7 protein-coding genes are annotated in these 13,060 nt (G+C 72.2%); 1 reads left to right on the forward strand and 6 read right to left on the reverse strand.

All coding sequences use genetic code 11. The annotated features are described in order from the left end of the window. Nucleotides 1-198 precede the first annotated feature (198 nt). The 4 genes from LPT13_RS01955 to msrA form a co-directional block, all read right to left on the reverse strand. Nucleotides 199-2,529: a PAS domain-containing hybrid sensor histidine kinase/response regulator gene (locus tag LPT13_RS01955; protein WP_242162950.1), complete on the reverse strand. Its 2,331-nt coding sequence runs from the start codon at nt 2,527-2,529 to the stop codon at nt 199-201. A gap of 344 nt (nt 2,530-2,873) precedes the next feature. Further along, nucleotides 2,874-5,030: a YhgE/Pip domain-containing protein gene (locus LPT13_RS01960; protein ID WP_242162951.1), complete on the reverse strand. Its 2,157-nt coding sequence runs from the start codon at nt 5,028-5,030 to the stop codon at nt 2,874-2,876. Further along, complete coding sequence (locus LPT13_RS11650) at nt 5,027-7,684, reverse strand: YhgE/Pip domain-containing protein (RefSeq protein ID WP_277926797.1); 2,658 nt, start codon at nt 7,682-7,684, stop codon at nt 5,027-5,029. The genes LPT13_RS01960 and LPT13_RS11650 overlap by 4 nt, the downstream gene beginning before the upstream one ends. Nucleotides 7,685-8,304: 620 nt before the next feature. Next, nucleotides 8,305-9,597 (reverse strand): peptide-methionine (S)-S-oxide reductase MsrA, encoded by a 1,293-nt coding sequence (msrA, locus tag LPT13_RS01975; protein WP_242162953.1) that lies wholly within the window; start codon nt 9,595-9,597, stop codon nt 8,305-8,307. A gap of 394 nt (nt 9,598-9,991) precedes the next feature. On the opposite strand from msrA, the gene LPT13_RS01980 reads away from it, so the two are divergent. Beyond that, the gene (locus tag LPT13_RS01980; protein WP_242162955.1) at nt 9,992-11,200 is read left to right on the forward strand and encodes a hypothetical protein; all 1,209 of its coding nucleotides are present in this window, start codon (nt 9,992-9,994) and stop codon (nt 11,198-11,200) included. Between the two features lie 25 nt (nt 11,201-11,225). Here the strand turns inward: LPT13_RS01980 and LPT13_RS01985 are convergent, their stop codons facing one another. Together LPT13_RS01985 and LPT13_RS01990 are read right to left on the reverse strand one after the other, a co-directional pair. After that, nucleotides 11,226-11,402 carry a hypothetical protein gene (locus tag LPT13_RS01985; RefSeq protein WP_242162957.1) on the reverse strand — a complete coding sequence of 59 codons (177 nt, stop codon included), beginning with the start codon at nt 11,400-11,402 and terminating at the stop codon, nt 11,226-11,228. A gap of 220 nt (nt 11,403-11,622) precedes the next feature. Continuing rightward, entirely contained in the window at nt 11,623-12,984 is a 1,362-nt protein-coding gene (locus LPT13_RS01990) for an ATP-binding protein (RefSeq protein WP_242162959.1), read from the reverse strand. Between the last annotated feature and the right edge of the window lie 76 nt (nt 12,985-13,060).

A 13,060-nucleotide genomic window follows, 5' to 3' on the forward strand; every position in this document is an offset into this window, starting at 1 on the left:
GGGCGGGGGAGGGCGCGCGGTGGGCGATCTCATCGTGCGCGGGCGGCGGCGCGACCCGTCCGCCCGGGGGCGCCGGTTGCAGGGCTACGGTCGCCTCCTCGCTGCGGGGCCTTGTGGTGGGATACCACAAGGCCCCTTGCTGCGGGGGTGCTCCCTCCGCCCTGCAACCGGCGCCCCCGGGCTCCATCGGGGCGTTCCCTACAGCAGGTCGTCGAGGAGGGCGAGGAGGCGGGGGAGGTCGATGGGCTTGGAGACGTGGACGGTCATGCCGGCCTCCATGGCGGCGCGGCGGTCTTCCTCGAAGGCGTCGGCCGTCACCGCGATGATGGGCATGACGGCCACGTCGTCGCGGTCGAGCGCGCGGATGGCGCGCGTGGCGGCGGCTCCGTCCAGGCCGGGCATGTGCATGTCCATGAGCAGCGCGTGGTAGGCGAACGGCTCGGACGCCGCCACCTGGGCGAGCGCGGCCGCGCCGTCCTCGGCGGCGTCCACGAAGAAGCCCTGCTCGCGCAGGATCTCCTGGAGGATCTCGCGGGACAGGTCGTCATCGTCGGCCACCAGCACGCGCTTGCCGCGGAACCGGCCCGGGTCGCGCCGCGGCGCGCCGTCGCCCGCCGTCGCGCCCGCCTCGCGCGGCGCCCCAGCCGCGCCGCCGCCCTCCTGCAGGCGCAGCTCGAGGGTCACGACGAACTCCGATCCGACGCCCGGCTCGCTCTCGACGGCGATGGAGCCGCCCATCATGTCCACGAGGTTCTTGGTGATGGGCATGCCCAGGCCCGTTCCCTCCACCTTCGCCGCGCCGGCCACCGTCTCGCGCTCGAAGGGCTCGAAGACGCGGCCGATGAAGTCGGCGCCCATGCCGCGGCCGGTGTCCTTGACGGACAGCTCGTAGGAGCCGTAGCCGGTGGGCGCGCCGCGACGCTGGCGGCCGCGCACGAGGACGGTGCCGCCCGGGTCGGTGAACTTGAGGGCGTTGCCGATGATGTTCACGAGTATCTGGCTGAGGCGCAGGGCGTCGCCGTAGACGTCGGCGTCGGCGATGGCGGAGAAGTCGATGGTCAGGTCGATGTCGCGCTCGTGCGCCTGCGAGTCGAACAGGTCGCGCAGCTCGTCGGCCAGCGCGGCCAGGCTGATCGGCTCCTCGGCGATGGCCACCTTCCCGCTCTCGATGCGGCTCATGTCCAGGATGTCGTTGATGAGGCTCAGCAGGTGGTTGCTGGCGCCGTGGATCTTCTCGAGGCAGTCCTTCACGCGAGCCGGATCGTCCAGGTGCCCCAGGGCGATGTTGGCGAAGCCGGTGATGGCGTTCATGGGCGTGCGGATGTCGTGGCTCATGTTGGCCAGGAAGGTGCTCTTGGCGCTGCTGGCGTGCTGGGCCAGTGCGAGCGCGTCCTGGAGCAGCGCCTTCTGGCGCATCTGCTCGCGGGATTCGGCGCTCACGTCGCGCGCGGCGATGACCACCTCGTCGTTGCGGCTCGACAGGGCCAGGACGCGCATCTGCATGTACTCGGTGTCGTCGGCGAGGATGCGGCGATAGGTGACCGACGCCTCGCCGTCGAGCGCGTCGAGCAGCTGGCGGACGTTGGGCATGAGCAGCGTCGCGCGCACCTGGTCGCGGTCGGCGGGGTGGACGTAGGTGTCGATGTAGCGCGTGAAGCCCTGCTGGTAGCTGCGCGCGTCGGCCAGCATGTAGCGGGCCGTGTCGGGCGCCGACTCGCGGATGCGGTAGGGCTCCATGGTGTCGCGCTCGAGGTTGGCCAGGTACAGGGCGTAGTTCTCGCGGCTGAGCGAGTCGATGATCGTGAGGCGCCGCTCATTGGCGGCCTCGAGCATCTTGTGGTGCGTGATGTCCTCGACGAAGCCGAAGGCGAACATGCTGGAATGGCCCGCGTGGGCCACGCTGATGCGCAGCCAGCGGCCGTCGGCCAGCTCGCCCTCGTAGAACAGGCTGCCCCCGTTGTTGCGGAAGTCGATCATCTGGCGGCGCACGTCGTCGCCGCACGCGGGGCCGAAGTTCTCCTCGCAGAACGACACGACGCTGGCATAGGTGCGCCGCAGCCCGTAGCGCTCGCAGGTGGCGGGCGTCAGCTGCACGGCGCGGGAGTCCATGTCGTAGAAGAACAGGCCGGCCTCGGCGTTTTCCAACGAGGACCGCACCGGCTCCATCCAGTCGGACACGTTTTCCACGACGAAGCCGCAGAGGCCCTCCTCGATGGGGAAGACGACGATGTGCTGGAATTCCTCGAGGATGTCGGACACGGCGTCGAACTCGAGGGGCTGGCCCTCGTAGGCGGTGCGGTAGAAGCGCGGCAGCCAGGTGCGGTCGCCGTCGGGCCACAGGCCGTAGATGGTCTGGCCGGTCAGGTCGTCGGGGCGCTGGCTGGTGAGGTCGGCCATGGCGGCGTTGAGGTAGACGTAGCCGATGTCAGCCGCCCCCGTGCCCTCCTCGTCGAGGTAGACGCGGGCCACGGCGAACGCGACGGGGCTTCGATCGAAGACCCTATGGCAGAACTCCAGCAGCTGCTCCATGATACGACCCTTCAGGATGCGCTGGCGCGCACCGGCGGATGTCAGTCTTGTGCGTTGTCTTGCGTGCGTGGTGCGGCGCGTGTGCGATGCGGTGATTGCGCGGTCTTGCGATAGAGCTTGAAGAGCGGTAGAGCTTGGGGCCATCCCCCCGGGGGATCGTTCCCCCTGACCTTTTAGGTTACAGTTTAATGACGTTGACTTGCAAAGTCCACCTAAAAGCGGTGAATCGGGGAAGATTCGCGCGCCCCCGGCGCGCCGCGCACGCCAGGGGCGCGCGAGGGGGGGAGAGGCGCGAAAGCGCGGGGCGGCGCGCGGGGCGCGGGGCGCGTCGGGGGCGCTGCGCGCTACACCACCTTCGTCTCGGCGAGCTTGCGCAGAACGTAGTCGTTCAGGCGGATGACGGGACGGCGCAGCACCAGGCCCAGCAGCAGCGAGGGGATGAGCAGCGCCAGCAGCAGCCCGATGCTCACCCAGTACTGGTCGCCGTAGATGCCGGCCATGGCGCCCTGCAGCGCCTCCATGGAATGGGTGAAGGGCAGCCACGGGTAGACGGCCTGGAAGAACTCGGCGGACATCTGCACGGGGAAGATGCCGCCCGACCCGGCCAGCTGGAGCACCAGCAGGATGATGGCGCAGGCCTTGCCGATGTTGCCGAACGACACGGTGAGGGTGTACACCAGGTTGGTGAACACGAGCGCGGCGGCCCAGGCGGCCACGTAGTACAGCAGCACGTGCTCGCACTGGACGCCCAGGAAGAAGACGTTGCCCGTGGCCACGATGGTGGCCTGGGCCAGGCCCAGCACCAGGAAGACGCCGTAGCGCCCCAGGTAGAGCTGGCCGGGGGTGGGGTCGTCCAGCTGGGCGCGGCGGCGCGGCCCCACGTTCACCTGCATGAGGGCCACCATGAAGATGGCGCCGATCCACAGCGACAGCGACGTGTAGAACGGCGACATGGCGCTGCCGTTGTTCGCCATGGGCCACACGGCGTGGCGGTCGAGCTGGGTGGGGGCCGACAGGAACTGGGCGATGCGCGCGGGGTCGGACCCGATGATGGCGCGCACCTTGTCCAGGTCGCCCGAGGCCAGCGCGCCGGCCAGCGCCGTGCGGGCGGCGGACAGGTCGTCGGCCGCGCCCTCGAGCACGCCGGCGGTGTCGTCGAGGGAGGCGCGCACGCCGTCGAGGTCGTCGCCGAGCGACGACGACGCGCCGGCCAGGCCCTTGGCGGTGGCGTCCACCTGGCTCGCCAGCTTCTCGGAGGCGTCGCGCACCTGGGCGAGGGTGGCGCCCAGCTGGGCGGCCTCGTCGCGCAGCTTCGCGTCGTAGGAGGAGCGCAGGCCCTGGATGGCGGCGCGCGCCTCGTCGATGCGGGCGGTGACGGCGGCGCGCGCCTCCTCGGCTCGCGCCGCGCCCTGGCCGAGGGCCTCGGAGGCGTCGTCGATGCTGCCCTGGAGGTTGGCGAGCCCTAGGATGGCCTGGTCGATGCGGGGGAGCAGCGGGCTTGACGGGTCGGCCTGGGCGACTGACTCGCGCAGGGCCCGGTAGGCGTCGATGACGCCCTGCACGTCACCGGAGGCCGCGGCGAGGACGCCCTGGGCCGCGGCGGGCGTCTTCTCCAGCGCGTCGAGGGCCTCGTTCACGGCGGCCGACACCTTGTCGAAGGAGGCCTCGGCCTGGGCGAAGGCCTCATCGGCCGTCGACGCGGCGCCGTCCAGGGCGTCCGAGGCGGCGTCGATGCCCTCGCGCGCCTCGCCGAGCAGCGGGGCCGCGGCCGACGCGGCGTCCTCGGTGCCGCCCAGGATGTCGGCCGACGCGCGGGCCAGCGTGGCGGTGGATCCCACCAGGCCGCCGAACGCCCGGGCCTGGGACGCCGCGCCGCTCAGCTCGGCGACGGCCTGGGCCAGGCGCTCGTCCACCGCGGCGCCGTAGGAGGCGATGCCGTCGCCGTTGACGAAGCCGAGGAGGTTAGAGGTGGTGCCCAGGGCCACGTCGCCGACGGTCTTGGAGAACGTCTCATCGATCTCCTGCTCCAGCGTGCTGGCCCCGGCGCCGGTGACGCGCGGCGCGATGGCGTTCTCCTTCTGGTTGACGTAGTAGACGATGTCGGCGTGCTCGACGTGGTCGGTGAAGACGGTCATGAGGTCGCGGCTGAACGACGCGGGGATGACGATGGCGGCGTAGTAGCGGCCCGCCTTGACCCCCTCGACGGCCTCGTCCTCGGTGACGAAGGTCCAGTCGAACTGGTCGTTGGCGCGCAGGGCCGCGGTCACCGACTCGCCGGCGTTCACCTTGACGGGGATGAGGTCGCTCTGGTAGCCCTTGTCGTCGTTGGCGACGGCCACCTTTATCTGGTCGGTGCGGTCGTAGGGATCCCAGAAGCCGGCCGTGGTGAACCACGCGTAGAGCGGCGGCACGATGACGAGCCCCACCACCACGATGGCGGCGATGACGTTGTCGGCGAGGTGCCGCATATCCAGCAGGAAGAGGCGTGCGATGTTCTTCATGGGCGCACCTCCCCGTCGTCGGGGGCGGCGGGCTGGGTGCCCGCCGGGGCCGAGGCGCCCGCCGCGGGCGCCGGCGCGGGGATGGCCGGCACGGCGCCCCCGCCGGATTCCATGTCCTCCTTGGTGGCGCGCAGCAGGTCGTCGCGGTCGAGGCTGGCCAGGCGCAGGCGCGAGTCGAGGCGTGCGTTCACGTACTCCACCACGATGAGGTAGCCGTCCACGGCGATGATGCCGACCACCATGGCCGCCATCAGGATGAGCTTCACGTCGATGTCGGCCCGCAGCAGCACCATGACGGCGAAGGTGGCCAGCGGCTGCGCGATGAGGAGCACCCACCCCACGCGGATGAGCCGCGGGTAGCTGCGGCGGAACCGGTCGATGCGGCGGCTGAGGGCCGCGCGGTAGGCGTCGTCCTGGACGAGCGCGCGCAGCACGGTGCGCAGGCGGAAGCGCTCGCGGCGCGGGCCGCCGGCCACCTCCTCGCTGTCGAGCAGGCCGGTCTGGCCGAGCTTCTCGTCGAACAGCAGGTTCAGGTTGAAGGCGTAGCGCCCGAGCACCAGCCCGGTGAACAGCGCCAGCGGCACGAACAGCAGAAGCGCGCCCAGGTCAGCCCAGTAGTCCAGGCCGTAGAGGCCGCCGATGGCCTCGCGCATGGCGTCGATGGAGTAGGTGAAGGGCAGAAGCGGGTTGAGCGCCCGGAAGAACGGCGGCATCATCTCGACGGGGAACATCCCCGACGACCCGGGTATCTGCACGATGAGCAGGATGACGGCGATGGCCTTCCCGATGTGCTTGAGGGTGTAGGCCAGAGCGAACATGATGTTCACGTCCACCAGCACGGTGACGACGCCGGCCAGCACGAACAGGGCCGGGTTGTCGCACTGGATGCCCAGCAGGAGGTCGCCGATGGTGGCGATGAGGCCCTGGATCAGCCCGAGCGCCATGAACAACAGCCAGCGCCCCAGGTAGGCCTGGGTGATGGTGAGGGGCGGCAGGCCCTCCGGGTCGACGCGGATGCGGACGATGGCCATGAGGATGAACCCGGCCACCCATAGCGCCAGGTTGGTGTAGAAGGGGGTCACGCCCGACCCGTAGTTGCGCACGGGGTACACGTCGACGGTCTTGAGGGACACGGGCGCGGCCATGAAGTCGCCCACGTCCTGGGCGTCCAGGCCGAGGAAGTCGGCCAGCTCGTCGACGGAGAGCGAGCCGTGCAGGGCGTCCAGGTCAGTAAGGACGCCGTCGAGCTGGGACTGGACGGAGGCGAGGGAGTCGCCGGCGGCCTGGGCGGCGCCGTCGGCCTGGCCGAGGGCCTCGTCGAGGGCTTCGAGCGCGGCGCGGGCCTGGGCTATCTCGGGCTCGACGGCCGCCACGACGCCGCGCAGGGTGCCGAGGGCCTGGGACAGCGCGTCCAGGCTGCGGCTCACGTCGGGCAGCACCGAGTCGGTGAGCGAGCGGGAGGTGTCCTCGAGGGTGCCGGCGGCCTCCTGCACCGCCGCGTCGGCGGCGTCGGCGGCTCGGGCGGCCTGGTCGGCGGCGGCGCCGAGGGCCTGGGCCTGCTCTTCCAGGCTGGTGACGGTCTGCTGGAGGCGCGCGCCCTCGTCCCGGGCCCGGGCGAGGGCCTGGGCGATGGCGGGGTAGGCGGCGGCCTCGGGCTCGAGCTGGGCGATGAGGGCGTCGTTGTCGGCGATGAGCTGGCGGGCGGACGAGAGCGCCGTGTCCACCAGGCCTCGGGCCTCGGCGAGCTCGGCGGTGGCCTGGCCGATGGCGCCGTCGGCGGCGATGGCCGCCTTGCCCAGGGCCACGGCGCCCGCGGCCATGCCGGAGGCGAGCTCGGTGCCGTAGGACTGGGCGCTCGTCCGCAGCGCGTCGAGCTGGGCCTGGGCGGACGCCAGGTCGTCGGAGAGCCGGGGCAGCTCGCCCTCCAGCGTGCCGAGGGTGTCGCGGGCGCCGGCCACGGCCTCGCGCGACGACGCCACGGTGGGGCCGACGCCGTCGAGCGTCTCCTGCGTGTCGTCGAGGGCCTTCCGCACGCGCCCCAGGTCGTCGGCGAGCTGCCCGGAGGCCTCGTCGGCGCGCTCCTCCACGGCCGTGCCCGTCTTCTGCGCCATCTCCACCACCGTCTCGCTGACCGTGGTGACGAAGGTGCGGTTGATCTCCTCCTCGATGGCGGTGGCGCCCGAGTCGGTGACCTTGGGGGCTACCGCCGAGAGCTTCTCGTTGACGTAGTAGTCGATGGTGGGCCGGGTGAAGTCGCCGTCGAAGACGCTGGTGAAGTCAGCGCTGAACTGGGGCGGGATGATGATGGCGGCGTAGTACTCGCCGGATTCCACGCCTCGTTTGGCCTGGGTCTCGTCGGTGAACTGCCAGCCGAGCTGGTGGTTGTCGTGCAGCTTGGCCACCACCTGGTCGCCCACCTCCAGGTGGCCCGCCACGGCGCTGTCGGCGCCCTCGTCGAGGTTGGCGACGGCCACCTTGATGGACGCGGTGTTCTGGTAGGGGTCCCAGTTGGCGGCCACGCAGTACCAGGCGTAGAGCGAAGGCATGACGCACACGCCCAGGATGACGATGAGCGCCACGGGGCTGCGCAGGATGCGCTTCGCGTCGCGCGCGAAGACCTGCCAGATGACGGCTATGTTCTCCCTGAGCTTCATGGGCTGCGCGGCGCGCTCCTCTCGGGCCGGGTGCTGCCCTCCAGTATGATGCGCGCGCCGGTCAGGGTTGGCCCCGGCGCGGCGGCGTTGCCCGCCCGTGAAGCGGGGGGAGCCCGGGCGTTAGGCGCGGGCGCGGGCCACGGTGAGTGGTGGGGCCGTGCGGGCGGCGCGTGGGTCGCGGGGTGCGGCGGGGTCGCGTGGCGGGGCCGTGAGGCCGCGGGGTGCGTGGCGGGGCATGCGCGGGTGGGCGGCGCGCTGGCTCGCCAGGGGTGCCGCAGGGCATGCGTGGGGGGCGCTGGCTCGCCAGGGGTGCCGCAGAGCATGCGGGGGGGGGTAACCCTCGAAAAGCCGAGGCTTTCTGCAAATTGCGACGGTTTTGCACTGCCCAAGGCGCCCCTCCGCCTTCGTGGTGCGCCTGCCCTCCGCAAAACCCCAGGTCGCGTCAAACTGGGTGCGCCGTGCGCTTGAAATGCGGCGATTCGTCGGGTGCAAAACCGTCGCAATTTGCAGGCGCCGGCCAGAATGCGCAGGCCGAACCGGGGAGGCGAGCCTGCGCGACGCGAGGCGGAGCTAGCTCGCCCGGGGTTTCGCGGGGCGGACGGAGGGTGGAGAGCGGGGCGCTAGCTTGCCAGGGGCGTCGCAGGGCGGTGCCTGTCATTCGCGGGGCGGACGGCGGGCTTGAGGTAGCCGTAGCCGGCGGCGTCCATCTCGTCGTAGGGGATGAAGCGCAGGGCCGCGCCGTTGATGCAGTAGCGCAGGCCGCCGGCCTCGATCGGGCCGTCCTCGAAGACGTGGCCGAGGTGGCTCTGGCCGATGCGGCTGCGCACCTCGGTGCGGGGCATCCACGACTGCGACGCGTCGTCGTGCTCGGTGACGACCGACGGCGCGATGGGGCGGCTGAACGAGGGCCATCCGCAGCCGGCGTCGAACTTGTCGGCCGACGAAAACAGCGGCTCGCCGGTGACGACGTCCACGTAGATGCCCGGCTCGAACACCTCGTCGAGCGGGTGCGAGAAGGGCTGCTCGGTGGCGCGGTCCTGGGTGATGGCGTATTCGAGCGGCGTGAGCATGCCGCGCAGCTGCACGCGCCCCGGCTTGGCGTAGCCGTGGGCGGCGATGGCGGCGTCGAGGCTGGCGGCGGCGGAGTCGGGAGCGAGGGAGTCGGGGATGAGGGAGACGGGAGTGGGGAAGGGGTAGGCGGGGGCGTTCGGGTCGCCTGGGGCGTCGGGCGCGGCGGGTGTAGGCGAGGCGGACGCGCTCGGGTCACGCGGGTCGCGCGGTGCGTGCGGTGCGCCCGGATCGCGCGGCGTGCGCGGGGCGTCGGGTGCGGCGGGCGCCGCGTCGGCCGTCGTGCGCGGGGCGCCCCCGCGGGGACGGCGGCGGCGCCGACTCGCGCCGAACTGCGCCTCGTGCTCGGCGACGAAGGCGTCGGCGTCGGCCAGGCTCACATGGCAGTAGCCGCCGGGGTTGCGATCCAGGTAGTCCTGGTGGTAGCGCTCGGCTGGCCAGAACCCGCGCAGGGGCTCGGCCTCCACCACCACGGGCTTGGGGCAGCTGCGGCCCAGGTCGTAGAGGGCGTTGGCCACGGCGGGCCCGTCGAAGGGGTCGGTCCAGTAGATGCCGGTGCGGTACTGCTCGCCGCAGTCGTTCCCCTGGCGGTTGAGCGAGGTGGGGTCGATGGTGCGGAAGAACGCCTGCAGCAGCAGGGGCAGCGAGATGACCTCGGCGTTGAAGGTGACCCGCACGCATTCCGCGTGGCCGGTGGCGCCGGAGCACACCTGCTCGTAGGTGGGATGGGGCGTCGCGCCGTTGGCGTAGCCGACCTCGGTCTCGATGACGCCGGGGAGCCTTCGCAGGTAGGCCTCGGTGCCCCAGAAGCAGCCGCCGGCCAGGTATATCTCGTGCAAGTCCATGACGCGTCCTTAGCGATGGGGGAGGGCGGGGACAGCCCGCTCGGGTGTCCCCATGCTAGCAACGGCCCGCTCGGGGCCGGCCGGCGGCCGCGTCATCCGTAACGAGAAGGATGCCGGCGCGAAAGAGAGCGCGAGGCGTGGCGGGACGCGACGCGCGGGGCGGAGCGCGTGGGGTGACGCGTGACGCGCGGCGTGCGGAGCAGGAGCGCGTGGCACGCCGCGAACGACGCGCCACGTGGAGGGGAGGCGGCGGTCGCGTGACGGTTCGGCGACCTTCGGCGCGGCGGCGGGCGCGGGGTCGCGGCGCCGCGCACAATGGACGGAAAGACGCGAGCGCGCCGCCTGCCGGCGCGCGATTCGACGAGGCCCCAGCGGGGCAGAAGGGAGGTGCGCCGTGGCCGGGAGCCGTGACGCCGCGAACACGCGCCCCAGCGTGCTGCGCGGGGTACTGAGCGACCTGTCGCTGCCCCAGGTGGCGGGCACGGCGCTCGCCGCCGTCACCTCCATGCTGCTGGCGTCCTACATCGGCATCGCCGGCTCGATTATCGGCGTGGCGCTGGCGTCGGTGGTGTCCACGGTGTGCGCGTCGCTCTACAAGAACTTCCTGGCCGCCTCGGCCGAGCGCATCCGCGAGATTCCCCAGGCGGTGCACGGGGCGTCGGGAGCGGGCGGTGCCCCGGCCGACGGGGATGCGGATGCGGATGGCGCGCTCGACGGGGGCGCGGCGGGGATCGGGGCCGCGGTGAGCGGCCGTGCGACCGCGGCGACCGCGGCGTGGGGCGGAGCGGCCGCGGGTATCGCCAACCCGCGCGGCGGCGCGCCCGGCGAGACCGCGCCCCTCGACCTGCCCGGCGCCGCGCGGACGGCCGGCCCGGCGACCCGGGTGGCCTCCCCGTGGGGCGGTCTCGCCGCCGGGGGCGCTTCGGGCGCCTCGGCTGCCGACGCGGGGCGGCCGACGGCCACGCCGCGGCTGGGCGACGCGGGCGTCGTGACGCCCGGGGTGGCGGAGGCCCTGCGCGACGAGCAGCGCCGCCGGGCGCGGGCGCGTCGCAGCGTGGTGGCCGTGGCCGTGGCGTCCGCCCTGGTGGCGGTGGCCGTCTCGGGCGGAGCCGTGTGGTTCCTCACCATGGGCCAGGGGCTCGGGGCGAAGCCCGCGCCCGTCCACTTCTCGGCGCCCGCCAAGGAGCAGCCGGCTGACGCGGACGCGAAGGCGGACGATAAGGCGGCGAACCAGGACTCGGATCAGAGCGAGACGCCTGCGGGGACGGATGCCGCCCAGGGGCCTGCGGGCAGCGGAGCCTCCTCGGATGGCGCGAGCGGCGATGGAGGCAAGGACGCGGGATCGACGGCGGGGTCGGACGCCGGCTCGGCTGGCGACGGGACGTCGGGATCGGGCTCGGGCGGGTCGGGCGACGCGTCCGGTTCGGGCCCGGGGTCGGGCTCGGGAGGCGGCAACGCCGCCGCGGGCTCGGGCGACGGCGGGTCGACGGGCGCGGGCTCGGGTACGGGCTCGGGGTCGGGGTCGGGCGCGACGGGCGCGGGCTCGGGATCGGGATCGTCGTCCGGCACGTCGTCGAAGGCTGCCCCGGGCGCCTCGTCCTAGCGCGCCGCGGGACGGCGCGTGGCCCCTAGGCCACGACCGTGCACATGAACAGGCCGAGGGCCAGCACAGCGCCGGCCAGGGCGATGCCCACCAGCTTGTCGGCGACGGACGCGGCCGTGGGGCGCGCCAGCCGCGGGGCGGGGCGTCGCCGCGGCTCGGCGGGATGCGCCGGGCGGCCGGCGCAGGCGGCGCGGGCGCTCATCGCTCGTCCACCTTCGTCACCTTGGGAACCTGCAGGGCGAAGGCCGCCCCCACAGCGCCGATGATGGCCAGGGGCAGCAGGACTTTCACGATCTTGCACATGGGGAACCTCCGTGGTCGGGAACTTCGATGATCCCATCCTACGGGCCCGCGCTTACCCCACCCTTGCGCCCGCCTAACCCTTTTGTCACCTTCGCGCCTGCCTTCCCAGGGGCGTGTCGTTAGGGCTCTAGGAGCCACTTCCAGGCGGGGGTTATGCGGATGAGGCCCTCGGGGACGGGGACCTCGCCCTCCTCCTCGAGGGTGATGATGGCCGCCTCCGCCTTCCCGAAGCGGGCCATCGCCTCTTGGAGGGCGCTCACCTCGCGCTTGCGGGTCGACTCGCGGCCCAGGTCGAGGCAGACCTGGATGAGCGCGGTGGCGTCGTCGAGGGCGGCGTCCCCCTCGATGAAGTCGACCTCCTTGCCTGAGGCCAGCTTGAGCATGGCGATGTCCCCCAGGCGGCCGGTTCGCCGGCGCCGGCGCAGCTCGAGGTAGACGGCCGTCTCGAGCGCGAAGGCGAGACCGTCGTCCGACGCGGGGATGCTGGCCCAGTAGAGGCCGGGGTCGGCCGCGTAGAGCTTGAGGCCGCCCAGGCGGATCTTCTGCGCCGAGTAGCTGAAGTCGTAGGCTTGGTAGGCCAGGTGCGCGTCCTCGAAGGCGTCGAGGATCTCGGCGATCTTGGCGCGGCCGGGGGTGTAGCCCTGGGAGCGCCCTTTGCTGTCGAGGCGGCTGATGGACACGTCGCGCCCGCTCGAGGTGATGGCCGCGCGGGCGAGGCCGCGCACGTAGGCGGCGTGGGAGAACCCGAAGCGCTCAACCACGTCGCGGGCGACGGTGAGCTGGCTGTAGCCCTGGAGGAGCTGGGCGCGTTCCAGGTCGTCGAGGTCCTGGGCCGCCGGGAAGCCACCCTCGACGAGGTAGCGCCTCAGCAGCCCGCGCAGGCGGGAGGCGCGCTCCTTGCTGCGCAGCGCCGCGGGGGAGAGGGGCTCCTCGCCGCGGGCGCGCAGGAACTCGCGGAAGCTGTAGGGAAGCAGCTCGTAGGAGAGGGAGCGGCCGCGGAACTCGGTGGCCACGTCCTCGGAGAGGAGGCGGGAGGAGGATCCCGTGAGGAAGAGGGTCACCTTCTCGGTGTCGAGGATGCGACGCATCGCGACGCCCCAGTCGGGTACGTCCTGCATCTCGTCGAAGAAGAGGTAGGCGCCCTGGCTGCGCGCCTCGGGATGCAGCTCGTAGAAAGTCTCCAGCACCTGGTCGATGAGGTTCTCGTCGTAGGGGCGCAGGCGGTCGTCGTCGAAGTTGAGGTAGCAGATGCGGCCGGGATCTACCCCGTCGGCACGCAGGTCGAGGATCTCCTGGTACAGGCGAAAGGTCTTTCCGGAGCGGCGCATGCCGACGATCACCTTGGCGGTGTTGCCGACCTTGGGCCGCGGCGGTTTGCCGAGGGAGAGGTCGCGGCGGATGGCCTCGTCGGCGAGGGAGGGGAGGATGCTCTGGTGGAAGTCCTCGAGGAGCATGGCGATGGTGGCGCGTGAGGCGGTCATGGTGGGATCCTTTCATGATCTGATAGAAATAGTATCAGTTTTTCGAGAAATCTGTAATTATTTGTTACAGATTGTG

Origin of the sequence: Adlercreutzia faecimuris (assembly GCF_022669055.1) — a bacterium.
GTDB classification, from domain to species: Bacteria; Actinomycetota; Coriobacteriia; order Coriobacteriales; family Eggerthellaceae; genus Enterorhabdus; species Enterorhabdus faecimuris.